General features: G+C 51.7%; 19 protein-coding genes and 1 pseudogene. 13 read left to right on the forward strand and 7 right to left on the reverse strand.

Annotation, left to right across the window (positions count from 1 at the left end; translation table 11 throughout):
• Nucleotides 1–8: 8 nt before the first annotated feature.
• From QOL84_RS25850 to QOL84_RS25860, 3 genes are all read right to left on the reverse strand, one after another.
• Nucleotides 9–2,909, reverse strand: a complete 2,901-nt coding sequence (locus QOL84_RS25850; RefSeq protein WP_283439060.1) for an ATP-binding protein — start codon at nt 2,907–2,909, stop codon at nt 9–11.
• A 313-nt stretch (nt 2,910–3,222) separates the two neighbouring features.
• A complete protein-coding gene (locus QOL84_RS25855) occupies nt 3,223–3,456 on the reverse strand; it encodes a DUF2790 domain-containing protein (RefSeq protein WP_283439061.1) in 234 nt (77 codons plus the stop codon).
• Nucleotides 3,457–4,199: 743 nt separating this feature from the next.
• Complete coding sequence (locus tag QOL84_RS25860) at nt 4,200–4,541, reverse strand: carboxymuconolactone decarboxylase family protein (protein ID WP_283439062.1); 342 nt, start codon at nt 4,539–4,541, stop codon at nt 4,200–4,202.
• Nucleotides 4,542–4,651: 110 nt separating this feature from the next.
• Here QOL84_RS25860 and QOL84_RS25865 point away from each other — a divergent pair, with 110 nt between their 5' ends.
• Nucleotides 4,652–5,545, forward strand: coding sequence for an AraC family transcriptional regulator (locus QOL84_RS25865; RefSeq protein ID WP_283439481.1), 894 nt, complete (start codon nt 4,652–4,654; stop codon nt 5,543–5,545).
• A gap of 552 nt (nt 5,546–6,097) precedes the next feature.
• On the opposite strand, the gene QOL84_RS25870 is transcribed toward QOL84_RS25865, so the two are convergent.
• Together QOL84_RS25870 and QOL84_RS25875 are read right to left on the reverse strand one after the other, a co-directional pair.
• Nucleotides 6,098–6,523, reverse strand: a complete 426-nt coding sequence (locus QOL84_RS25870; RefSeq protein WP_283439063.1) for a nuclear transport factor 2 family protein — start codon at nt 6,521–6,523, stop codon at nt 6,098–6,100.
• A 139-nt stretch (nt 6,524–6,662) separates the two neighbouring features.
• Nucleotides 6,663–7,418, reverse strand: a complete 756-nt coding sequence (locus QOL84_RS25875) for an SDR family NAD(P)-dependent oxidoreductase (RefSeq protein ID WP_283439064.1) — start codon at nt 7,416–7,418, stop codon at nt 6,663–6,665.
• Between the two features lie 105 nt (nt 7,419–7,523).
• On the opposite strand from QOL84_RS25875, the gene QOL84_RS25880 reads away from it, so the two are divergent.
• From QOL84_RS25880 to grxC, 10 genes are all read left to right on the forward strand, one after another.
• Complete coding sequence (locus QOL84_RS25880; protein WP_283439482.1) at nt 7,524–8,447, forward strand: LysR family transcriptional regulator; 924 nt, start codon at nt 7,524–7,526, stop codon at nt 8,445–8,447.
• Between the two features lie 293 nt (nt 8,448–8,740).
• A complete protein-coding gene (locus QOL84_RS25885; protein ID WP_283439065.1) occupies nt 8,741–10,084 on the forward strand; it encodes an OprD family outer membrane porin in 1,344 nt (447 codons plus the stop codon).
• 206 nt (nt 10,085–10,290) lie between these two features.
• Complete coding sequence (locus tag QOL84_RS25890) at nt 10,291–11,631, forward strand: OprD family outer membrane porin (protein WP_283439066.1); 1,341 nt, start codon at nt 10,291–10,293, stop codon at nt 11,629–11,631.
• Nucleotides 11,632–12,129: 498 nt separating this feature from the next.
• The gene (locus tag QOL84_RS25895) at nt 12,130–12,324 is read left to right on the forward strand and encodes a hypothetical protein (protein ID WP_283439067.1); all 195 of its coding nucleotides are present in this window, start codon (nt 12,130–12,132) and stop codon (nt 12,322–12,324) included.
• Nucleotides 12,325–12,384: 60 nt separating this feature from the next.
• The gene (locus QOL84_RS25900) at nt 12,385–13,659 is read left to right on the forward strand and encodes a RidA family protein (protein ID WP_283439068.1); all 1,275 of its coding nucleotides are present in this window, start codon (nt 12,385–12,387) and stop codon (nt 13,657–13,659) included.
• A gap of 112 nt (nt 13,660–13,771) precedes the next feature.
• Nucleotides 13,772–15,010, forward strand: coding sequence for an ammonium transporter (locus QOL84_RS25905; protein ID WP_283439069.1), 1,239 nt, complete (start codon nt 13,772–13,774; stop codon nt 15,008–15,010).
• 679 nt (nt 15,011–15,689) lie between these two features.
• Nucleotides 15,690–16,157, forward strand: coding sequence for a cyanase (gene cynS / locus QOL84_RS25910; protein WP_283439070.1), 468 nt, complete (start codon nt 15,690–15,692; stop codon nt 16,155–16,157).
• A gap of 101 nt (nt 16,158–16,258) precedes the next feature.
• Nucleotides 16,259–16,507 carry a DUF2790 domain-containing protein gene (locus QOL84_RS25915; protein WP_283439071.1) on the forward strand — a complete coding sequence of 83 codons (249 nt, stop codon included), beginning with the start codon at nt 16,259–16,261 and terminating at the stop codon, nt 16,505–16,507.
• A gap of 38 nt (nt 16,508–16,545) precedes the next feature.
• Nucleotides 16,546–17,208, forward strand: coding sequence for a carbonic anhydrase (locus QOL84_RS25920; protein ID WP_283439072.1), 663 nt, complete (start codon nt 16,546–16,548; stop codon nt 17,206–17,208).
• 25 nt (nt 17,209–17,233) lie between these two features.
• Nucleotides 17,234–17,494 carry a glutaredoxin 3 gene (gene grxC / locus QOL84_RS25925; RefSeq protein ID WP_283439073.1) on the forward strand — a complete coding sequence of 87 codons (261 nt, stop codon included), beginning with the start codon at nt 17,234–17,236 and terminating at the stop codon, nt 17,492–17,494.
• Nucleotides 17,495–17,668: 174 nt separating this feature from the next.
• Here the strand turns inward: grxC and QOL84_RS25930 are convergent, their stop codons facing one another.
• Together QOL84_RS25930 and QOL84_RS25935 are read right to left on the reverse strand one after the other, a co-directional pair.
• On the reverse strand, nt 17,669–18,994 hold the full coding sequence (locus QOL84_RS25930; RefSeq protein ID WP_283439074.1) for an OprD family porin: 1,326 nt from the start codon (nt 18,992–18,994) through the stop codon (nt 17,669–17,671).
• A 141-nt stretch (nt 18,995–19,135) separates the two neighbouring features.
• Nucleotides 19,136–20,485: a GntT/GntP/DsdX family permease gene (locus QOL84_RS25935; protein WP_283439075.1), complete on the reverse strand. Its 1,350-nt coding sequence runs from the start codon at nt 20,483–20,485 to the stop codon at nt 19,136–19,138.
• Between the two features lie 504 nt (nt 20,486–20,989).
• On the opposite strand from QOL84_RS25935, the gene QOL84_RS25940 reads away from it, so the two are divergent.
• Together QOL84_RS25940 and QOL84_RS25945 are read left to right on the forward strand one after the other, a co-directional pair.
• Nucleotides 20,990–24,763, forward strand: a complete 3,774-nt coding sequence (locus QOL84_RS25940; protein WP_283439076.1) for a hypothetical protein — start codon at nt 20,990–20,992, stop codon at nt 24,761–24,763.
• Between the two features lie 399 nt (nt 24,764–25,162).
• A pseudogene (locus tag QOL84_RS25945) lies at nt 25,163–25,395 on the forward strand (lipocalin family protein); the annotation flags it as partial.
• Nucleotide 25,396 lies beyond the last annotated feature (1 nt).

Genomic DNA, 25,396 nt, shown 5'->3' on the forward strand with positions numbered 1-25,396 from the left:
TCACGAGGCTAGATGAGGCCTCGTGACAGGATCTCCAGATGACACGAACTACTCTGTAGACTCAACGACTCCAATAACAATCTCGCTTCACGCATATCCAGAGTTTCGTACCCTTCAGAAAACCTTCCAAAAACCGTTTGAAGTAATTTTCCGGCCTCGTTAACCCTGCCTTGCTTAAGGTGCAGCCTGGTCAATGAAGTCGCCGTACGCAACTCCCAAGCCAACGCAAATTGTCGCTCCGCACAGGCCAGAGAACGGCTCAGATACTGCTCTGCTAACTCAAAGTCAGGGTTCGGCCGAGCTGCATACAGATCCGCAGCGATGCGCAAAATCTCAGGTGTATCGAAAGTCTCTCCGATGTTTTCAATCATCTCCATCGCCCCGTTGACGATTTCTAAAGCGTTATCAAACCGCCCCGAAGCGGAAAATCCTTCCGCGAGACATCTGATAAACATCGTGGCCAGGACTTGATGGTTCTCCACACTGAGTAATTTCAGGCATCCATTTAATCTGTGAACACCCGCTTCGACGTTGCCTTGGGAATACAAAAGAATCCCTTCGAGCCCCAATCCTACTGCCCGCTCCGGTTCGAAGGAGTTGAGCTTAGCGATCGAGTTAAGTTGGTCTATTGTTTGCCGGGCTGAACTCCAATCGCCGGTCCAAAGGAATACAGTGGACACGTAAATGAGCGCTAGGCATATGGTTGCGGGATGTCGCAGATCATTCGCGCGATTCAGCGCTTGTCGACCGAGCAGAACAGCCTGATCCGGGTAACCGCGAAGCCACGAAATTCTGGCTAGGGATGACAACGCTCGTACGCGATAGTCATAGCTGAACGAAAAGTCGTCTCTTCCAGAGTTCAACCCAACGTGAGGAAACTGCCCAGGTGACGGGTGTTGAAAGGCGCACTGCTTAGCATCTCCCAGCATCCATTGCATCGCAGCGATACCCTTGGGATCGGTTATTTGATCCCTTAATGACATCGCCTGTCGGGGAGAGGATTGTAGTTCTTGAAACTCAGCACTCCACAAGAGCGCATTGCTAGCCCCTCCCAACATACGCAACTGACGAAGGGTGTCGCCGAGATTTTCATCAAATACCTTATCGACCCCATTGGCCGTATTCCCAGAATGGGGTTTTCCCAAAGCAAACATAGTGGAGATCGCGAGAGCCTCCTGCCAAACCGTTTCCTGGGGAAGACCGTTGGGCTCGCATACTCCTGCGGCTAGGGCTCGCCCACTCCAGCGACGGCACTCATCAAGCATCGACAACCCTAAGAATAGAGGTGCTGAAGAAGCGGCGAGTCGAATGCCGAGTCCCAAATTACCAGTCTTCGAAAACGTCCAATCCAACGTCGCGCAGATGTTTCCAAGATATTCAATGTAACGTTGTATGCGCTCGTAATCCGGAAGCGCTTCGCCGTGCACGTTGAGACGCTCCAGCAGAGAAACGAGGTAGACAGCATGCCGTTCAGTTGTCGAGTCAAACTCTCCAGCGCCGTGTAATTTCTCAAGCGCGTAGGCCCGGGTCGTATAGGGTAACCGGTAGCACATTGAGCGATTATTTCCCTCGGTTAAAACCAACGACTTCGCCACCAACCGCCCTATCGCGTCTATAACCGTCATTTCATCAGCGTGAGAAGACACGACTTGGGATGCGACTTCTAAAGTGAATTTGCCAGTTAGGACTGATAAACGGCGCAAGACCATCGCTTCGTTTTCAGACAGAAGCTCGTAGCTCCAATTGATCATCGCGTTCAGCGTTTGGTGCCGAGACATTGCGTTGCGTCGCCCCTCCCAAAAAAGACTAAATCGATTTTTGAGAAGCTCAGCAATACCTTGGACCCCATAGGCAGCAACCTGACCGGCGCCGAGTTCAATCGCCAAGGCGATGCCGTCCAGTTTTCGACAGATATGAGCGACTGTGGGCGCATCGTTATCAGTGAAGGCAAATGTGTTTTCGTTTTGAGCGACGCGCTCGACGAACAATTGCACCGCTGAGAATGTTAAAGCGTCGGCCGCCGTGAGCCCAGATTGTTCGGGTGGGCAGTCGAGGGAGCCTAGGCGATAAATATGTTCGCCTTCCGCTCGTAATGGTTCTCGGCTGGTAACCAGAATGTGGGTATGTTCCGCTTCCCCAAAAAGGGTCTCTGCCAAACTAGTGACAGCATCGATTACGTGGTCACAGCTATCGAACACGACCAACAAACGCATGTCCCGTATGAGACCTACTAGCGTATGAAGTGGCTCTGCTTCTTGGTATTGCACGCCCACCGCGGCCGCGAGCGTTCCAGGCAGCATGCTGGAATCAGTAATGGCGCTCAGGTCTAGGAAGATGACCATACCTTCGAACTGCGATCTGAAGTGGTGCGCGACAGCTATCGCCACGGTGGTTTTACCCATCCCTCCGAGGCCGCTGATGGTCACGAAACGATGTTCTTTTACGAGGTCACATATCAGCATCACGGTGTCGTCACGACCTACCATGCGCACAAGGCGTGGAGGTACTTCGCCTGCCGGCATCGATTGAATCGTGCCCGCATTGCCGTCATCGAGGGATGTTAGGGAGAAGGAGGCAACAAAGCTGTAACCGCGACCAGGAACATTCACGACATAGCTGACATTGCTTTCAGAGTCCGACAACGCTTTACGTAAGGCCGAAATGTGTACACGCAGACAGCTTTCATCCACCACCACCCCCTTCCACACCATGTGAACTAGGTCGCGATTGGTGACTACTTCACCCGCGTGAGCGATGAGAGCGATGAGCACATCTAAGGCACGGCTGCCCAGCTCTACCTGCACTCCGTTCCTCAGTAACAATCTCTGTGAAGGAAGCAGTTGGAACTGGTCAAAAGTGATTGCGTGAGGGCTCTGCCCCCCCGAAGAGTTTTTCATGAGATTGGTCATGATTCGCAGCCCCGTGCGGTGTGGCACGAAAACCTGAAATCTAGCGATGGCACTATTGGGTAAACACCTAGGGCTTTAGTCATGATGGTCACTGGTGACGAATGAACGTACATGGGCAACTCATTCTGTCGCTTCCGTGACTCCAGTTCTAAGCGCGCTTTTTTTAGGTCCATCGGTGCAAACTTCCCGTGGTGCAGTGTAGGCCCAGCAAGGCATTCAAGCGGTGTTTTTTGCGGTTACCTCTCATTCTCAGACGATCGGGGCTGTATAATTCAGCCCCCGATGCAGAGTACAAACAGACAGCAGGCTGGCTCTAATTGGTCTGACACCCGCCCCCTTCTTCCATATAGGTTGCTACACGCCGCGCCCCCTTGGAGTCCTGATAAACCATTTCAACAGGCACGATTCCACAGGCTTGGGTGGTGTCAGTAACGCTTATGATTTTCGCGACATCCGATGGAACACCCGTTCGGGCTGTCTGCTTATCGTCGGCACCAAACGCGACACCGGCAGCGATGGTTAGGCTCAGAGCGATCACAATTTTCATGGCATTTCCTCAAGGAAGAATGGGCAGTTCTAGCCAGAAGCTCGCAAAGTCATTGGCGCGCCTGCTGCTCCCTCGATCAGAGCGGGCGCCAACAAGACCTCTTTGAGCATTAAAAGACCAAACCGGGCAGGCAAGCCTCACTTGGATCGACATCTACGAGAATAAACCCGAGCTTCTGGTGCGAAGATCAGGACGCACGAAGTTACGAGAAACGTACCAAAGGCTACTGAGCCACCGAGTTAACCGGAGCTTCCAAAGATCATGAGGAATATCGCAAGCGTCCCAAATCACTATCGATGAAACCTCAAACAGATGAGTAGCCATAGGTATTGTTGAAAGTTTGCCAAGCTCACCTGTCACTCTCAACTCACTTTCTCATATGAGGTTAGCTTTGTATTTTAGGGGCGATGAGAAATGTATAGCATGATCGGATCATTGGCGACAAAAGGTATAATTTCACAAGCCATTAAGGGGTTCACTAATATCATTACTCCGCACCGTAAAATAATAGTCACAGCTCATATCATGAGTGTTGTGACGAGCGCGATTAACTATCAAGCGGTACAGCAACCAAAATAACTGGCTGCAATTATTTTGAAAAATGGAGTACTACCAAATTAGTATAGTGGGACAAGCAGATGTGAAAATAATTTTCACTAAAAGACTTTAACATTTGCCTGATGATTTAAAATAAAAAAGCCCCGGCACGCTAAAGTGCTCGAGGCCGTTTTACGATCTGCATGCTATTTTTTCAATGTGTCATACGCTTCGAGTGTACGCAGCGAGTAAATGTACGCAGCACCAGCATTCATCTGGACCGCAGTAGCCAAGGTCGCGGCAATTTCTTCGCGAGTTGCACCAGCCTTCATTGCCTCATCAGTGTGAGCACCAATACAGCCGTCGCAACGGGTGGTGACGGCGACAGCGATCGAAATCAGCTCGCGCGTCTTGGCATCCAGAACGTTGTTTTCTGCGGAGGCTTCGGCAAGAGCCATATAGGCTTTAACCATTTTAGGATTACTTTTGCCCAGCGAGCCGAAGGCTTTCTGGATGGTAGGCAACATTTCAGACCAGTTAACGAACATTAAACAAGCTCCTGAGCGGTTTGGGTGTCTGTTTTGACATGCTCAGTTTTCTACAAGGACGAGGCCTAGGTTTGTTTGATCGGCTCAATTTTTGTCGCGAGCAACTCAAAATGAATTCGATAGAAAAGCTCATCAGTTTGGCCAACGTGCGCGGCAGCCTGAACTTGCGATGTCAGTTTGAAGGCGCTTGGTCTCGCGAGCATGAGCAGGAGCCTCTGGGGCAAGCGCCATATCACATCGTGCTGGTCGGAGAGTGTCGCGTTGATTTCCCCAACGGCAAAAGTGTACCTATGCGCGCGGGCCACATTTTGCTCCTACCGACTGGGGCTCCGCATGTGATGCTGGGTAAAGGGGGCTCCGCGGCGCCGACGATGCCAAAAATCACTAACCAAGGCGCTGTCCCAATACATCGCATCGGTGGACCCAGCAGCGATTTCGACATGCTCTGCGGTAGCTTCCACTTCAATCGTGCTTCGCTTCTCTTCGCAGCTTTGCCAACGTATTTGGTCATACCCACGGCTTGTGGACCGCTATCGGCATTGGTGGAAATGCTGCGCAGTGAAGCGGATGGTCAGCAGGTTTGCTCCAGCTTTATGCTGGACGCGCTGTCTCAAGCATTGTTTACGCTTGTCCTGCGAGCACATCTAACGAGTGACGGTCACAATACAGGCTCATTGGCTTTGCTTTCCGACAAAAGACTCTGCCGAGCTTGGCAAGCGATGCTGGCCGACCCTGCCTTCGAGTGGAAAATTGAGTACCTTGCCGAATTGGCGAATATGTCACGGGCAACGTTTGTTCGTACGTTTGTGCGTGTGGCCGGTGCGTCACCGTGGACGCTGCTCACTCAAGTCCGAATGGAGTTAGCGACAAATCTACTGCATCACTCACAGCTAGGGTTGAGCGAAATTGCAGTAAATGTGGGGTATCAGTCGCAATCGGCGTTCACGAAGAAATTCAAGGAATTTTATGGAGCTGCGCCAGGAAAAGCACGCCGTGAAATTTAACCCTCTGACAGCCCCAACTGTCTGAAAGTAGCAGCCTGCATATGCTCTACCGGACGCGTGCAGCATGCGATACAGCAAAGGTATCCTCAAGCATTCGAAAGCTATCAATCAAACGTTGCTGATCTCCAGCACAAGTACAAACGACGTCTCAATCAACTTGCCGGTGGCCTTAACTCGTGATGCAAGCGCTCCCAAAATCATCGCGCGGCTTTCACTCGCTAAAATATCCTGAATGATCAGACTTTCGCTCGTTAGAAGCGTCGCGGTTTCTTTTACAAAATTAACGATTGATTCTTTGCTTTGCTACTTGCCGAGCCAAGGTAGCGCTCCAACGCCACCGCAATTTCCCAGTTCGCATTTTCAGCGAATAGAAGTGCTAGTGTATGTGAGTCACCGCTGCTCAGTTTCTACAAAAAATCCTATGCGAACTCTGAATTAGTATGTCCGTTGATAGTCATTGAATCTAAATCTGCCTAGATCTTTTTTTCCCACATCACTGTTCGAAAACCACGGGGATGTTCAACCTATCCAGTAAAGCATTTACGTTAATTCTTAGCCCCAGTAAAAACGATCATCATCTTCACCTAAAAAATCCGGATCCACGTAAATATGAAGACGTGAAATCAAAGTCCCGGAAAATTCGAAAACATTGCAAAACCTACCATCGGACTTTCCTTCGACTGGCCAATGTTCTCCATTCTTGGCGACACCGCTTTCAGTGCCTTCCACGACAACAATTTGGCCACTCGCGATAAAGTTGTAAGTTCCAACATCATGCTTAAGGCTTTCCAGTTTACTCATCAAACCTTGAACAAACTCGACAACTTGTGCCTTACCAGTACGCGTACCAAACTTAGGAAAGAATAGCTGAACATCGTCGCTAAAAAGATCCAGAATGGATGGATCACCGACATCCGCCTTGCCAAAATAAAGCTTGGTGATTTCAATCAGTTGCTTACTATTATCTGCGCTTGTCATATCAGATCCCGGATAAAATACTTAAAAGCGTATGATTATCGTAGACGGAGTTTCTTGATAATCAAATTTTATAGCATTGTTGTTGACCGACACTCATATAAAAACTGGGAAAACTTTCGCCTCCCCAGTCTTCACAACATCAGATTTGGGCAATACCGCCATCAACGAACAATTCGCTGCCATTTACGAAGCTTGAATCGTCAGAAGCCAGGAATAAAGCCGCTCGCGCCACCTCATCAGGATCACCTACACGACCCATTGGAATCAGAGAAGCGAAGTGATCCAGCATGCCTTGCTGATGCGCCACATCTGGGCCTGCGAGGCCAACGAGACCTGGCGTTTTGATTGGGCCAGGGGTCAGGCAATTCACTCGAATGTCCTGACCTTTCAAATCGAGAATCCAGTTGCGAGCGAAGGATCGTACAGCTGCTTTGGAAGCTGCGTAGACGCTGAAATCTGGAGTACCACCGCTAGCAGCGGTCGACCCTGTCAGGATGATCGAGGCGCCTTTCGACAGAAGTGGCAGCGATTTTTGTACTGTGAAGAGCACGCCTTTCACGTTTCGATCAAACGTGTCATCGAAATGCTCTTCAGTGATGTCTTTCAAATTGCGCAGTTCACCGCCGCCGGCGTTTACGAACAGCACATCAACACGACCATGTTGAGACTTGACCTCGTTGAATAGTTCGTCCAACTCTTCCAGCTTCGTCGAATCGACACGTACCGCTATCGCGTTATTGCCGATAGCCAGCGCAGCAGCGTCTAGCTCAGCTTGACGCCGACCAGTGATGTATACGTGAGCACCTTCCTTGGCAAAGCGAATGGCAGTGGCCAAACCGATACCGGTGGAACCACCAGTGACAATGGCAACTTTGCCTTCAAGCTTGCGTGACATTTCATAATCCTCAGAAAAGCGCCAAACCGCGCATGACAGAAGGATATCGACGAACGTTCAGTCTCGAAATAGAATTGATTGCAAACCATCATTGCAGAAATGACGATGTCGAAGATGCCCGATTTTGAAGGATTGGCGATGTTTGCAAAGGTTGCAGAAGAGCGATCTTTTGCAGCTGCTGCGAAAGTTATGGGTGTATCGGTGGCCACGGTCTCTCGGGGCGTGAGCCGACTTGAAGAGAGATTGGGAGCACGCTTGCTCAATCGTACGTCTCGACAAATGGCACTAACCGAATTCGGACTTAGCATTGCTGAAAGCGCAAGCCGCCTGTACCGCGAAGCGGAACAAACAGAAGGTATCGCTCGAGAGCTTTCTTCAGTGCCTAGAGGGCTCGTGCGGCTTGCCATTCCTATGACCTTCGGCGTCCGATGGGTGGCTCCAATCCTCCCTGAATTCCTAAGCGCATATCCCGATGTCTGTATCGATTTACACCTATCAGACGCCGCGGTCGACTTGATCGGCGAAGGGTTTGACGCAGCGATTCGAATCGCGATCATGCCCGATTCCTCACTAGTAGCACGAAGGCTTTGCCGCGTATCACGCTATCTAGTCGCGTCACCTAGCTACTTCGAAAAGTATGGGCATCCAGAAACTCCGCAGGACTTGGCGGGTAGAAACTGCCTAGGGTATGCATATAGAGCACAGAGCGACGTATGGCGGCTGGTCAACGCCTCCGGTGAAGAGGTAAGCATCACCCCTTCTGGGTCATTGCGGGTCACCAATGTTGAAGCTCTAATGCCAGCGGTGCTCGCTGGCATCGCAATCGCCGAGTTGCCTGAATTTGTCGCGAGCGAATACCTGCAAGATGGCAGACTCCAGGCGATATTGCCCGAGTGGAGCATGCAGGAGGGCGGCCTTTACTTTGTCACACCCTCAGCGCGAGCGCGGCCAGCTAAAGTCGATGTCCTGGCTGACTTCCTCGTTAAGAGGCTATCTGATCCAGCATGGCGATGGGAACGTGCGACCTAGGCTTGGAACGCCCTACCCTGCCTAATCCATTTCCTATTCCAGCACTTCAGTAACCTTCACAGTCCGTTGGCGGGTGATCAACCGATAACAAACGCAATGGAGGCTCCATTCTTGCCGAAAATATCCATCGGTATTCCAGCAATCGGTATGACGCGTCACCAATTCTAGTAGTGGTGTACTGCTACCCTTTATTAGATAGCTCCCCCCAAAAAAACAGTAATCCGCACAAGGTCATTCTTCGAGCGGCTAGGAGGCCATTTCTTTCAATCAGCGCCGACACCTCAGGAGCTTTTATGAAAAGCAAAAACCTACCTGCCGCCATAATTTTCACGTGCTTCTCGGTTGGTGCCGATGCAGCTGACCCCAAAGCACACGGGTTCATTGAGGACAGTCGAGCGACTGTCAGCTCACGCACCATGTATTACTCAAACGACAATCACGATGGCGGATTCGACCAGCGCGAAGCCGGTACGGCCCTTAATCTAAATTTCGTATCGGGCTTTACTGAAGGCACGATTGGTTTTGGCTTGGATCTGGAGTCATCCGTTGCCGTTCACCTGGACGGTGGTAGAGGACATCACCCTGACAATGCCAACACCTTCTTCCCTAGTGACTCTGACGGGTCTTCCGCCCACTCATGGGACAGAGCGGGCGCAAATGTAAAAGCGCGATGGTCAAAAACAGAGATAGCGGTGGGTAATATTTTCACGCCTAACCTACCAATATTGACTAATACAGATGCTCGACTCGTGTCTCAGAACTTTGGCGGTGGCGTGATCACGTCCAAAGAATTCGATGGGCTGACGCTAACCGCCGGTAAATTTGACCAGTCTGCGGGACGAGCAACCAGCAACCCAACGGGGCTGGCGGTTGCGGGCGGCACCAAGGACTCCAACGATTTTCGTTTCGCCGGTGGTGATTGGAAGGCAACAAAGGACCTGATGTTTCAATACTATTTCGCCAGGCTCGAAAACTATTACAAACAAAATTACTTGGGTCTGGTTCACGTATTGCCTCTTGGGGCTGATCAGTCGTTTAAGACTGACCTTCGCTATTTTGACAGTAGTTCTGACGGAAAAAACGGTGAGCCCGGATACCGTTTCAATAATAACAACGGTTACGCAAGACACCCTGGCGAGGTAGATAACAAAACCTGGAGTGCCATGTTCACCTACACCCTCGGAGGTCATGCGCTGATGCTTGGTCACGTAGGCGTGAGTGACGATGGGGGATTCGTGTGGCTAGACCAAGGCACTGTCACAGACGGTCGAAATCGGCCTGAAGGCAATGGGGGGTCCACCTTTTACCTGTTTACCAAAGCTATGGTTGGCACCTTCTCCCGCGCTGGTGAACAAACGAGCTTCGGACAGTACTCCTATGACTTTTCTAAGGTAGGTGTGCCTGGGTTGAAGGCTTCTGTCGCCTACCTGCGCGGCGAAGACATCAAAAACCCCAGAGGTGGCAGCGACCTATCTGAGTGGGAGCGTGACTTCAGGGTCGACTACAGCATTCTGAACGGGCCGTTGAAAGGCTTTAGTACAACGTTGCGACACGGTACCTATCGCAGTGACAACACTGGCATTCCGAACACAGACCAGACGCGCCTGATCTTCAATTACAGCTACGCCTTCTACTAAACAATCCGACGCTTCCCTGCATGCAGGCATCACTCTTGCCGAAAATGTCATGAAGTATTCCGAAAATCGGTATGACGCCGCAGCTCTTGTGACGAGCTGCTACTGCTACGATATTGGTACTACAAAAATTCCAATATGCACTGGCTCAGTTTTCAATCGGCTGGGTGGGTCATTTTTCAATCAGCGCCGACGTGTCAGGAGCTTTTATGGAAAGAACGACCTTGCCAGCCGCTTTCATTCTCGCTGGCCTCTCAATCGGCGCAAATGCCGAAGATGCCAAGCAGCATGGATTCGTAGAAGACAGTCAGGCCACTGTCAGCAATCGAACGTACTACTACTCGAACGACAACCGAGACGGTGGACGCGACCAGCGCGAAACTGCAACGGCACTTAAATTCGCGTTCACATCCGGGTTTACTCAAGGCACGGTAGGTTTTGGCGTGGACGTGGCATCGCTGGTGGCTGTCCACCTGGACGGAGGCAGAGGTCACCACCCCGATGCGAATACATTCTTCCCCAGCGACAGTGACGGCTCCGCAGCTCATTCATGGAGCCGAGTGGGCGGCACCCTGAAAGCGCGCCTCTCAAAAACAGAGTTAGGTGTCGGCAACATCTTCACACCCAATCTTCCAATACTCGTCGCTACTGACTCGCGGCTCGTTTATCAAAATTTTGGAGGTGGCATCCTCACCTCCAAAGAGATAGATGGGCTCACTCTCACCGCCGGCAAAATTGATCAATCCTCCGGTCGGGCCACCAGCAACTCCACCGGTCTAGCGATAGCAGGCGGTACCAAAGACTCGAATGATTTTCGCTTTGCCGGCGGCGATTGGAAAGCGACCAATGATCTGACGTTTCAGTATTACTTCGCCAGGCTGGAAAACTACTACAAACAAAACTACCTCGGCCTGGTACACGTGCTGCCATTAGGAAATGATCAATCATTCAAAACTGACCTGCGCTATTTCGACAGCTCTTCAGACGGAAAAAACGGTGACGTCGGATACCGTTTCAACAACAACGGGGGCTATGCCAAAACCCCTGGCGAGGTCGATAACAAAACCTGGAGCGCCATGTTTACGTACAGCATCGGCGGACATTCGATATTGCTAGGTCATGAAAGCGTAAGCGACGACGGCGGGTTCGTGTGGCTCAACCAGGGAAATGTCGTAGATGGTCGGAATCGTCCCGAGGGCAACGGAGGTACTGCGTTCTACCTGTTTACCGACGCCATTGTTGGCAACTTTTCCCGGGCAGGTGAGCAAACGAACTTCGGCCAGTACTCCTATGACTTCACGAAGCTGGGAATACCAGGCTTGAAAACCTCGATCTCGTACCTCAGGGGCGACGACATTAAGGATGTAGCCGGTGGCAGTGATCACAAGGAATGGGAACGAGATATGCGGATCGATTACATCATTCCATCAGGGCCGCTGAAGGGATTCGGGACAACGTTGCGCCACGGCACTTATCGCAGTGACGGTTCCGCATTACCTGACACTGATCAGACACGCTTGATCTTCAACTACAGCTATTCGTTTTTATGATCTGAGTCGCCTGGGCACGACGGCGTAATCGAGCTTGAGGCGTTAGCGTCACCGCATCTGTGGGCTGAACCATCACAGAAGCCTTGACCGCTGAGCGAACGGATCCAGAGGATGTGGGGGGGGGCTCATGCCTTCTGCCGATGATCGGAGCGCGCCCCCCCCAGGCAATACTCCGCAGCGTGGGTCAGGTTCGCTGCTCCCCCCTGGAGTGAATGCGCAGGTCTCCGAAGAACACATCGCTCTGGAATTCATCATCTACCCTTTACTAAAGTGCAAGCTTCGGGCAAATCAGTTGTCAACCACAATGGTTTAACGCGTATTCGGATTATTTCCGCTCACCAATACCCGACCATGCCTCTTTATTCAATATTACAAAACAGTCAAAATTTATAATTCCAACATTAACATTGCAAACTACCGATGGTCATATTTCGGCCAGATCGGCCTATCTAAACGTACCGCCAAGCTAGACTTTGGAGGCGGATACGGAGAACGACCATGTCGCCAAAAAAGACAATTTCGAAGCAGAACGAAGAAGCCGCGCTCAAGGGCCTGAAACGTTCACGCCACGATAAATCTTCGAAGCATAAGCTGGGTGCTGATCTTGACCTGCTGATTTTGCTAGCTGAAACACCTAAGCAATGCGTTGACATAGGCTGGGACCGGATGGCGCCGGTGGGCCGTGAAATTTGATCGCAGTTAACCTGTGCGAGTGTTTAATACAACCTATAAGCACAAAGCGGAGAATTATATATGAGCGGCTTTAACGAAGTGTTAGCTAGAAATACCGAAAAGGCACCTAAAAGCATCGGCCCATACTCGCAAACTGTCGCATTTTCGCATTACAACTACATTTCTGCTCAACTGCCAATTGATCCGATGACGAGCGAACTGGTATCAGGAGGTATCGAAAAACAAGTAAAGCAGTGCTTTCAGAACATTAAAGCAATTTTAGAAAATATCGACCACTTCATGGACGACATCATACGAATCACAATATACCTTACTGATATAAACGACACCAAGACGGCAACTGAAATTCACGAATCATACTTTTTGCCCTGTTACACCCCAACTCTCACCCTGCTATCTGTATCGAGTTTACCCATGGGGGCATCAGTGCAGATTGAGGCACTTATATCAAACGGCGAAGGCACTATTCCGGGATCGCCGCAGGCTGCCAATCTAATAAAAGTATCTAGAAGCAGTGAGGACGCGCCAGCCAACAATTTGTCAGCACAATCCGTCGCGTTTTCTCATTACAATAACGTTTCCGCCCAGCTTCCCATAGATCCAAAAACCAATGAATTGGTACCGGGCGGCGCAAGAGAACAAACAAGACAATGTTTAAATAATATAAAATCAATACTTTCAAGCGTGAACGTTTCGTTCGATGACATTGTTAAGATAAACATCTTTCTTACGTCCTTGTCAGATGTTGATAGAGTTAATCAAGTTTACTCCGAATTCTTTCCTGACTCAGCTGTCGCCAGAGCAGTTTCTTATCTCCCCGCTCGATCAGTGGTTGCCGTAACAGGCTTGCCAAGAGGGGCTCGCGTTCAAGTTGAAGCAATAGTGTCACACGGAAATGGCACTCCTCCTCAGCTGGCCGAAGATAGGCATGGCATCATTATCAAATCAAGTAATAACGCACTAGCCCCAAAGGATCATATGTCGTCGCAAACAGTGGCTTTTTCTCATTACAATCACTTATCCGCGCAGCTACCGTTGAATCCTAATACTGGAAAACTTATCGGTAATTCTATTACAGAACAAGCCACGCAGTGCCTGATGAACATAAAGGCAATCGTAGCGAGCGTAAATCACAAGTTGAGCGATGTGGTGAAGATCACTATCCATTTAAAAAACCTTGATGACCTCGACGCTGTTAATGAAGTTTACGGCGCCTTTTTCCCACGAGGCGAGCCTGCTAGAACCGTTGTGGGAGTACAGGCTTTGCCTTTAGACGCGCGGATACAGGTTGACGCTGTTGTTTCTAACGCTGAAGGTACTCCGCCGCGAGGGTAAGCGACGTTTATCGACATCAGTGCAGCGCCCCCGGCCGACCGAATGAATGGCTGCCGGGGACAATCAAGTCATTTTGGAAATTCCACCTTGTCGGTAATTAAGCAGGCATGCCATGGAAACTCTAACGACGACAATCGATATAGGTAATACAGCCTTCATGTTGGTCTGTACCAGCCTTGTCATGTTAATGACACCTGGCTTAGCTTTTTTCTATGGCGGGCTGGTGTCTCGCCAGAATGTGCTCACTATTATGATTCAAAGCTTCGCGTCCATGGGTTGGACGACTGTCATCTGGTTTATGTTTGGCTATTCAATGTGTTTCGGTCCGACATGGTATGGAATAATCGGCGACCCGACATATTACGCGTTTTTTAATCACGTAACTCCGCAAGCAATCTTCGCAGCTAATGATGCGGGAATACCACTCATTGTTCATATTGCATATCAGATGATGTTTGCCATAATCACTCCAGCGCTTATTACCGGTGCGTTCGCGAATCGGGTGACATTCAAAGCCTACATGCTTTTTCTAACTTTCTGGTTGATATTCGTATACTTTCCATTTGTGCACATGATTTGGAGCCCCAATGGTCTCTTTGCAAAGTGGGGAGTACTCGATTTCGCCGGTGGAATTGTGGTGCACAACACCTGCGGCTTTGCTGCGCTGGCTTCCGTGATGTTCGTTGGGGCAAGGAAAAAAACAGGGGACAGACCGCACAATGTTCCACTGATTGCTCTCGGTACGGGGCTCCTCTGGTTTGGCTGGTATGGCTTCAACGCAGGATCGGAACTGCGTGTGGACATGATCACTGCGTCATCGTTTCTAGCGACAGATCTCTCAGCATCGTTTGCCGCTATTACATGGCTAATCGTCGAGCGCATCCATAAGAAACGTACTAGTTTCATTGGCCTCCTGACCGGGGCCGTCGCAGGCCTGGCAACCATCACGCCTGCCGCTGGCTACGTATCACTGACCACAGCATGTTTCATCGGCGTGGTTGCTGGCTGTGTCTGCTATGCGACCGTAGTGTTGGTACACAAGCTAGGATTGGATGATGCTCTCGATGTGTTTGGGGTTCACGGCATGGGCGGGCTGATTGGCTCTCTACTGCTCGGAATTTTTGGTTCGCTAGCATGGAATCCAAACGGTGCAAACGGATTGATCTTCGGCGGATACGAGTTCTTCTACAAGCAGGTCGTCGTGGTTGTCTGCTCGAGCATTTGGGCATTTGTTTTCACATACTTGATGCTTTGGGTTATCAACCGATTCATAACTGTCCGCGTGACAGAAGCATCGGAGCATTCCGGATTGGATGCAGATCAACTAGGCGAGAATGCCTATGAGAGGTGAGTGCCTAGCCGGCGGCTCCACCAACACCATTGAGCGACTACATCTGGCTTGATCACTCGAGTGCTTCCGCTTGCCTCAAACTGTAAGAATTTCAAAAGTTTACACGAGGCGATTCGTAGGCTCTCCGCCGAACGATTTCGACAGCAGCTTCAGGGGAGTCAATATCTCGCGCAGCAGAGGAGGTACGGCACAACTCAGAGGGTTTGTGCTTGTGGGCTTAGCCGGCAGGAGCCCGAATATAGCGGCATGGGATTTTCACATCAGCCATGCATGAGAAGTGTATTGCAATGCTCAAATCAATCAGGCGCCTCAAGACTCTCGGACTTGATTCCATAAGCCGGCGTTAACCAATTCAAAGTCGCGACTTGGTCGGGGCGAAACTCCTAAATCCCCGCCACCGATACCCTGTTCTCATCTCAGCGCCCCTACCCCGTTCTTCGCAACCATCGATCAGCAAAGGATCATAGGGGGCATCAGGCTGAGAACACAATTCTGCCCACCCATCCCATGCACGGTTATGACGTCTCCACAATATATAAAAATGGATCTATAGGAACTGCTTATACGAAGCATTGTATATCGGTCTTGGACGATATCGAGCAGTACGCCGAATATGGCTTCACACCAAGCAACACTCACTAAGCAAGACAAACTAAATCACTCTCGATAGGAACACACCATGCAACAGTCCCACGCTTACAACGACTCTAGCCTTGAACTCACAGCCAAAATCCTGGACGCCAAGGCCCGTAAGAACCTGTCTTTCGAACAGGTAACTGAAGGCACCGGCCTTGGCCTGGCCTACGTCACCGCAGCCCTGCTGGGTCAACACCCACTGCCCGAAGCGGCGGCGAAAGTGATCGGCAAAAAACTGGACTTGGACGACGATTCGGTATCCCGCCTCCAAATCATCCCGTTGCGCGGCAGTCTGTCAGGCGTCCCGACCGATCCGACAGTTTATCGCTTTTACGAAATGATCCAGATTTACGGCACAACCCTCAAAGCACTGGTACACGAACAATTTGGCGACGGCATCATCAGTGCCATCAACTTCAAACTGAACATGAAGAAGGTGGAAGATCCTGAAGGTGGGCACCGCGCAGTGATCACTCTCGATGGCAAGTTCCTACCACTGCGTCCTTTTTAATGGCGCAACTAAAAATTTAACTCGGCCCGCAACTACCGCGGGCCTGCTTCCAAAAAACGCATAGCTTTTATCAACCACCAAATTAAGCTGGAGGATTTGTCATGAACAAAATTCTGATTCTCGCCCTGTCTCTGACGGCCTCAATGTCAGCTTTCGCACAAGAAGTTGCCCTCAAGCCCGACGCAACTCGGTACGTCTACGGCATGCACTTGGATATATCCAAGGTCATCAACATTACTGAAGCAGCAGACATCTGCGGTCCAGTGCCCGTGCAGATGACCTACAAAGACTCGCACGGTGACATTCGAATTGTTGAGTACAGCGTCATAGGTCACGGCTGTTCGAACTGATCTCACTTCCCCTTAATTTTCTGCTAGAGGCAAGCATCATGAAAGCACTTATCGAAGGTTTTTTGAAATTCCAAAAAGAAGCATTTCCACAGCGGACGAAACTGTTCCAGCACTTGGCAACAACGCAGAATCCAGGAACTTTGTTCATCACATGTTCCGACAGCCGCGTAGTTCCCGAGCTGTTGACGCAGCAAGAGCCGGGCGAATTGTTCGTGATCCGCAATGCCGGCAACATCGTTCCGCCTTACAGCCCTCATCCTGGCGGCGTTTCTGCAACAGTGGAATATGCGGTCGCAGTGCTGGGTGTTACCGATATTGTGATCTGTGGACACTCGGATTGCGGCGCGATGACCGCCGTCGCGAAGTGCAAATGCATGGATCATCTCCCAGCGGTCGACGGTTGGTTACAACACGCTGAATCTGCGAAAGTCATCAACCAATCTCGTCATCACATCAGTGATGCCGCGAAAGTAAGCTCGATGGTTCGTGAAAACGTCATCGCCCAACTGGCGAACATTCAGACTCACCCATCCGTACGCATCGCCCAAGAAAAAGGCTTGTTGAATTTACATGGCTGGATTTACGACATCGAAACCGGATCGGTGGACGCTCTCGACTCCGATAATCGTAGCTTCAAATCATTGGCGAAGCATCCTGCTACCTGTGCTGTACACGCTCGCATAGCAAAAGCCGCAGCCTAAAACACCGGCACGAGGAGTGCACGTAATGCCCGATATCATTATGTACACAACCAGCACTTGCCCATATTGCAGGGCAGCGAAACAACTGCTGGAATCTAAGGGTGCCCCTTACACCGAAATTCTTGTGCGAACCCAGATCGTTAAGCAAGAAATGGTAAAACGAAGCGGTCGGCATACCGTCCCTCAAATTTTCATTGGGGATCAACATATCAGCGGGTTCGACGATCTGGCCCGCCTCGATCGCGAAGGTAGACTGACCACGGCACTGCGTCCACGTAAGGCGTAATGAGCAGGCCGTCCTCGTTTCACAAGTCCAGCATCAGGGGGACATTCCCCCCCCGCGCCGTAATAGGACTGCACAGCAACTGTGCACCACCCTATAGCTCTGTCTCTCGTGAGCCAGTTCGCGTAACGCACTTCAGAAATTGTGAGCCAGTCGATCCCAGCTCAATCCTCGAGTTCATAGCAAAGATAGCGTGTAGTTAATGATGAAGCGGTTCTGATCGACATTCCGCCCAGCATCAGTATGTGACTTGGCGTTACGCACGCTGAACCCGAGCCCCTTCAGCGAGCCAGATTGCAGCGCGTAATCCAAGGTCATATCGCGCTCCCACTCAGACTGATCGCCGCTGCTGTGTGCCTTGATGTCACTGCCTTTCAAATAAACGATGGATGCCTTCAGGCCCGGAACACCCAGCGGCGCAAAATCATAGGAATACTGACCGAAATCGGTCTGCTCTCCTGCCCGTGCAAAGTTCTGGATCATCTTGTCCGTAGGCAAGTAAACACTGCCACCGCCCGCCCCTTTATCAACCAGGTTACCTTGGTTCGGCTGGACGAAGTTGCTGCCGTCACCCACCTCCTGATGCCCAACTGAAACCGTGTGCCCGCCGTTGGCATATGTGATCATCGCTACCCACGTGTTGTTGTCGATTTCACCGTTATTGTCATCGGTGTAGCCGGATGTTCGGTAACCTTGCGCGCGGCCGGCGGCAGAACTATTGGCACCATTCGAGGTGGTGTTGAAATAGCGCAAGTCAGTGGTTAGCGAGCTTTTGCTGTCAATCGGCAGCACATGGGTCAGGCCGAAGAAATTCTGGTTGTAGAAGTCTTCAAGCTGCGCGAAGTAATACTGCGCCTTCAGTTGCTTGGTGATGTAGTAGTCACCACCGGCGAAGTAGAACTTGTTGCTGTCGCGGGTACCACCTGGAACCGAGAGACCCGTGCGATCGGTAGAGGCGCGGCCAACCGCATGTTCAAGAACGCCGCTGGTCAGCATGAGGCCGTCAATGTCGTTCGAAGTGATCTGTGCTCCGGTGAACGACTGCGGCAATACACGTGCATCATTCGACAGCAGGATCGGCAGTTTTGGCATAAGGGTGCCGTACCGGAACTCGGTGTTTGCTACACGCATTTTCGCTGTCGGACCGAAGCTACTCCAGGCATCGGCAGCACCGTCGCCGTCACTCGGAATCATGCCGCTACCAACGTGTCGGCCATTGCCGCTGTCCAGCGTGACGCCAAGCAATGCCTGCGCGTCGATCCCGAAACCAACCGTGCCTTGGGTAAAACCGGACTCGTAGCGCAACACGAAACCCTGCGCGGCCTCTTCAGTTTTCGACGGGGCAGCCGCGCCATCTCGGTTATCGCTGTTGAAATACAAGGTGCGCATCGACAGCGTGGCTTTGCTGTCTTCTAAAAAACCTCGAGAGGCAGAGTCGGCTGCCTGTGCGCACATCGAACCGGTGGCCAACATCAGTGCTGTGGGAATTACTCGCTTGAACATGCGGTGCTCCAAGGTGAATTTCTTATGTTTTTTTGGATGTTGAACGAGCGCAATCCGTCGCTGGCACCCAGCACTGGCGCGCACAACGTCGCGCTCGATGGAGGGGCCATGAGCCTTTGGGTAGGGATCGGAGTCTTAGAGTTAGATCAAATAGGAGAGACCGATAGTCAATCCGAAAGCGACTACCGAAATAAGGGTCTCCAGTACTGTCCAAGTCTTGAAGGTTTGAGCGACGGTCATGTTGAAGTATTCCTTGATCAACCAGAACCCGCCGTCATTAACGTGGGAAAAGATCACCGAACCAGCTCCAGTGGCCAATACCAGCAACTCCGGATGCGGATACCCCAAGCCGATGGCCACTGGCGCCACGATCCCGGATGCGGTAGTCATGGCTACCGTGGCAGAACCGGTAGCGATGCGCATCAACGCAGCAAATAGCCAGCCCATGATCAGCGGCGACAGGTGAAATTCGTGAGCAAGGCTGACGATTTGATCGGTCACGCCGGCGTCCACAAGAATCCGGTTCAAGCCACCGCCCGCACCGACCAGCAGGGTAATGCTTGCAGTGGGTGCTAGACATTCATTGGTGAACTTAAGAATAGATGCACGGCTGAAGCCCTGAGCGATACCGAGTGTCCAGAAGCTCAGCAAGGTGGCCAGCAGAAGTGCGATGACCGAATTACCGATAAATAGCAGGAACTGGTTGAAGGCGCTGCCCGGTGTGGAAATAAGGTTGGCCCAACCGCCGATCAGCATCAGCAGCACCGGCAACAGAATTGTCGCCATGGTGATGCCGAAACTCGGCAGGCTGTCGCGTGGCTCACGGTCGAGAAACTGGCGTTCTAGTGGGTTTTCCGCGGGAAGCTGAATGCGCGGCACGATGAACTTTGCGTACAGCGGCCCGGCGATGATCGCCGTCGGAATGCCGATCAAGATCGCATAAAGCAACGTCTGTCCGACCGAGGCCTGATACGCCTGCACCGCGAGCATTGCGGCCGGGTGCGGCGGTACCAGCGCATGCACCACCGACAACCCGGCGACCATCGGCAAGCCGACCATCAAGATCGACACGCCAACGCGGCGCGCCACAGTGAACGCGATCGGCACCAGCAGCACGAAACCGACCTCAAAAAACAGCGGCAGCCCGACCAAGAACGCGATGCAGACCATCGCCCAGTGCGCATTCTTTTCGCCAAAGCGATCAATCAAAGTGCGCGCCACCTGCTCGGCGCCGCCAGACTCGGCCATCATCTTGCCGAGCATCGTACCCAGCGCTACCACAAGCGCAATGTGCCCCAGCGTTTTGCCAACCCCGGCTTCGTACGCGCCGACTACACCGGACGGCGGCATCCCCGCCAGCAAAGCAAGGCCGATTGAAATCAGGGTGATGACAATGAAAGGATTAAGCCGATAACGGGCGATCAGAACGATCAGCGCGATAATGGCAATGGCGGCATAAACCAGCAGCCAATAGCCGAATGGAACGGTCATGCGGTACTCCTCGAAAGGGTCACGTCGAAAAATTGTGAAACTCTTAAAACATTTCGAGGCGCGATTTTCAAACGAGGCGAAAGTAATTTTCGTAGAGGGATAAGGGCTGTCGTTTAGAGGTATGGGTACTTTATGTTTTTGAAATTGCACATCATGGATTTACATGAATTCGGCCGTGTCTTTTGCTTTCTTGCGGCCGCCGTCGAGATCTCTCGCTGCTGATCGTTGCTTCATGATGCGAGTGATCCCACCCTGTCTTGGCCAATAACTGCATTGATCCAAGCACTCCAGCTTTGTCCGCCAAGTATCACGAAAGGTGGAAACAGACGCAGTGATGCGCGCATCAATTCGCAGACAATTCGGCTCAAAACCCTGGCCTATAACTACATCCGCATCGGTGCCACCGCCGCGGCTAACTGACGGTCGATCACGTGCGTTTTAGCATTTCTGGGAAAATGAGCCTTTATACTGGGCAAAATTTTTCCACATACAGCAAATGCCCGCATGCACATAACCGCTTCGCAAATCATAGATTGGGTTAGTCAACACGCGAAAGACGCTCAGACTCAGCTTCCGCTTTGGATTCGGCGGCTGTGCTATCAAGCCGGGAAAATCCATGAAATTTCATTTCCCGCCGGCGACTCGACTTTTCGACCCGGCTGGGATGGGCTGCTCGTGACAAGTGAGGAAAATGCCTGGGTACCAAGCGGCACATCCTGCTGGGAAATCGGTTGCGACGTTGCGGTTGATAACAAATGCAAAAGCGACTTTCTCAAACGTACGCAGAAGACCCCTCGGGCAGCTCGAGCTGTTGCCACATTCGTCTTTGTCACCCCACGCCGCTGGCTGAAAAAAGACTTATGGGCAGCGTCAGAGCGCCTCAAAAATGAATGGGCCGGAATTAAGGTCATCGATGCCGACGATTTGGAACAGTGGCTCGAACAATTCCCGGCCATCGCGTTGCAGTTTGCGGAACAGATTGGCCTGCAAGGCGCAGGGGTCGAAAGCTTGGAGCGGCGGTGGCAGCAATGGTCCACAAAATGTCGCCCCGCAATCACAGCGGAAGCCTTTTTTACAGATCGCTCCTTGGTGAAGCAGCAATTGATCGACGCCGGCAGGACTGTAGCTGCGCATGGCGCAAGGATCATCATGCAAGGGGACAGCGTAGAAGAGATTGCTGCGTTTGCTGCCGCTTCATTTCTTGAGCAAAGAGAATTAGCCGATCGGGCTTTAGTGGTCACCACCATCGATGGTTGGAGGTATGTCGATATGAATACCCAAGTGACCATTGCAATCGCCGCTGATCATGAAGTAGCTGCGCACGCCAGCACTCGAAGCGATCTACTTATTGTGATGCCGCATGCCTCGCACGGCGTTGAGCGAGAAACGCTAAAGCACCAGTTGATTCTAGAACGGCCTCATATTTACGATTTTGAGCGAGCCTTGGTGTCGATGGGTATGGATACCTCCGACGCCAAGCGCTATGCACTGAGCACAGGTCGCTCTTGGTCGGTTCTACGCCGACAACACGCAACGGAGTGGGTCATAAAATCACCCATCTGGACGGCAACCACCGATGCAACCTGCCTAACGACGCTCTGCCTACTACCTGCCTGGAATGAGGAAAATGAGGCGGACAGGTCAATTGTCGAATCATTAGCTGGCCGCACTTACGAGTCGTTTGAAGCGGATCTTCGCCAACTGGCCGAAGCCGACGAATCGCCCGTCATGAATATCGGTTCCGTTTGGAAGGTGAAGTCCACGCTCGATCTATTAAACCTGGCTGGTGGCCGTATCACACGAAACCAGGTCGATCGATTCTTTACTATTTCTTCAGAATTACTTTCCCGAACTGATGATCGCATGGGCGACGGTGCCAATGCATATGTCGACCTTTTCTACGATACAGCTCGCCCGTACTCAGGACTCTTAATCGGTTCACTCAGCGACACGCTCATACGCCTAGCGGTATTCGGGCCGCAGATCCCCGCGCTCAGGAAGCTTCAGCTCGAAGCACGCGTCCATAGATTTGTCGAACAACTCCTATCGAATGCAAATGACGCACGCTGGCTGTCGTTGGACTCTCATCTACCCGCGCTCGCCGAGGCTGCACCGGAAGCGTTTCTCGATGCCGTTGAGCGGAGTCTCGATCGTGCCGACAGACCAGTCGCTCAGATGATTACTAAGTCCGACGAAGAACACGGGGGCCATTGGCATTGCGGCCTTCTTTGGGCTTTCGAAACGATTGCTTGGTCCCCCAAATTGTTCAGTCGCGTCGTGATGGCATTGGCCAAGCTCACTCACGTGCCGTGCGGCAACAACTCTTCACAGACCCCCGCTGCAACCCTTCATAGCCTTTTCAGAACGTGGTTACCCCAAACTGCCGTGGATTTGGAAACTCGTCTGAAAGTACTTGGTATTTTGTGCAATCGAGATAGAGATGCGGCATTCGTATTGGTCAGCTCGTTGACTGACAACAGCCTGACCTATGCGATGCCATCAGCTCGTCCAAAATGGAGGGACGATGATATAGGCGCAGGCAACGGCGTGCATGCAGCGGAGGACAGAGAGATGTTCTTCACTGCCAAGCGGCACATGTTCGAGCTGAGCGAAGGTCATCCGCAGCGATTGGTTAAGCTGCTCGAAAATACCGACCTCCGGAACGGCGCAGATGTAGAAGAAGTACTCAGGTTGATGAGTCCATTCGGCGAGGCAGATGCTACCGACCTAGACCGCTTGATCTTGCGAGCAGTGCTCCGCCGGCGCTTAAACTGGGATTGGCAATACGACGATGACCACACTGTGGATTCTGTCGAACGGCAATTAAAAATGTTCGATGAGCTTTACCTCCGCCTGTGCCCTTCCGATCTAATTCTGCGGCATAGCTGGCTCTTTTCTCACCAAAGTCCACAAATCCCCAGCCGAGCAGCGGATTTAGCAGATCAATCTAAAGCAATTGCGGATTCAAGAAATTATGCAGTAAGGGAGATCCTGCACCAGCTGGGTAATAACGGCCTGGATCAGTTAATCGAGAGTGGCGAAGACGCTTTCTCTATCGGCGTCACACTGGCTGGCCAGTCCGCTCGGGCCATAGATTGGCCAAACTGGATCGCTACAACCGGTGGAGACTTTTCACTTTCCTCGAAAGTGAGTGACTGTATCTCTGGGCTGTTAAAAGCCCTACCGGCGCAATCTGCTTTAGAACTCATACGTGAAGTGTTGAAAGCGGACGGTGGCGATTCATGGGAAGCGGATCGAACCGCGAGATTGTTGTGTCTTGCGCGGGCAGACAGAGAAACCTGGGCACTGGCGAGGACATTAGGGCCGGATGTTGAATCGCAATATTGGTCCTTGGCTCCTTTGCGGGATTGGCACCATCGCTGGAATGAGTGCTCCGATTTTGTTGTTCACCAGCTCCTCTCCGCAGGAAGGCCGAGAACAGCTTTGATGTGCTGTGACCGTGGTTTTGAGCGTATCGACATTCAACAGCTATTCGCCCTACTTCAAACATTTGCTGAGGGAGCCGAACCACATCAACCAATGCCCCAAGCGCGGAGGATTGACTCAGCGCTCGAGCGACTGGAATCATCTGGTGCTATCGAAGAGGGATCATTAATACAGCTTGAGCTGAATCTCTTCATTGTCTTCCAAGGTATGCAAAAGCCGAAATCGAAAGTGCTTTTCAAGGCCGTAACACGCGATCCGGAGCTATTTGCTCATCTCATAAAGAGCGCTTGCGTACCAGATGGAGCCAACTCCAATACGGAAGCTATTGATGAACAGACAGCCGCGATAGCGAGAGCGGCCGCCAGCGTTTTGTTCAACTGCCGTCAAGTCCCGGGAGCGTGTTCTGATGGGACTATAAATTCCGACACTTTTACAAATTTTATCGACGCAGCCCTGAGCCTGTGTAAAGACAATGGCCGATTCGAACACGGGCAATATTACCTCGGTAAGATCCTCGCAAATTGCCCTGCTGATGCGGATGGGTCTTGGCCATGTTCCGCGCTACGACACATTCTTGAGCGTGTCGAATACGAGCAAATGCGAGCCGGTTTTTTTATAAGCACCGTGAACAACCGCGGCGGGACGACTCGAGGCCCATGGGATGGGGGCAATCTAGAACACCAGCTCGTCGAAAAATACAGCCGGTGGGCAGAGCACGCTCAATACGAGCATCCGAAGGTAGCGAGAATTTTGAGCAAGCTATCGAACTATTACCTTGAGGACGCACTTCGTGAGGATCACAGCGCGAATCTTCGCAAGGAGAGCTACTGATTGTCGGATACCTTCCTGCAATCGGTCAGGAAAGTCTAGGCGTGTCCTCACTCAAGCGACGTACATGGACCACCAACTCGTGTCTACGATTGGTCATCGACTCGATGCGTTTCGCTAAGCAAGAATCCAAGCACAGGGGATGACGATCGTTGCCCTTATGGAGACGGCGACATAGTTCGAAAATAGGCTGATATGTCGCCTTGCCAGGGAAATAGGACACTCGGAATTTCGGGATAATTATGCGCTGAGACTCCTGGCTACCAGATCTCATCTTGGGGGAACGTTACCGAACCGCGCCGCAGTGTATTGACCATGCGGCGCAAGTCGGCACAACTTTTTCTATTCAATCTGATCCAACTGGACATGAGCTTTTCCACGCACTCCGTAGGGTCCATCTCGATGCGTAAGATCTGGCTGTTGTTCTGTCTCAGTCTCGCTCTATTGGGATGCGCGAGTTCCACAACCGACCGCCTCCAACGACCATGGAAGTCGATCTTCAGAAATACCAGGGCACCTGGTACGAGCAGGCTCGTTTGCCGATGTTCTTCCAGCGCAACTGCGTGCAGTCCGAAGCCCGATATGGCGTGCTGGAGGACGGTCGCATCGATGTCCTAAACCGCTGCAAAGACCAAT

It is taken from the genome of Pseudomonas helmanticensis (assembly GCF_900182985.1).
In the GTDB taxonomy this organism is placed as follows: Bacteria; Pseudomonadota; Gammaproteobacteria; order Pseudomonadales; family Pseudomonadaceae; genus Aquipseudomonas; species Aquipseudomonas helmanticensis.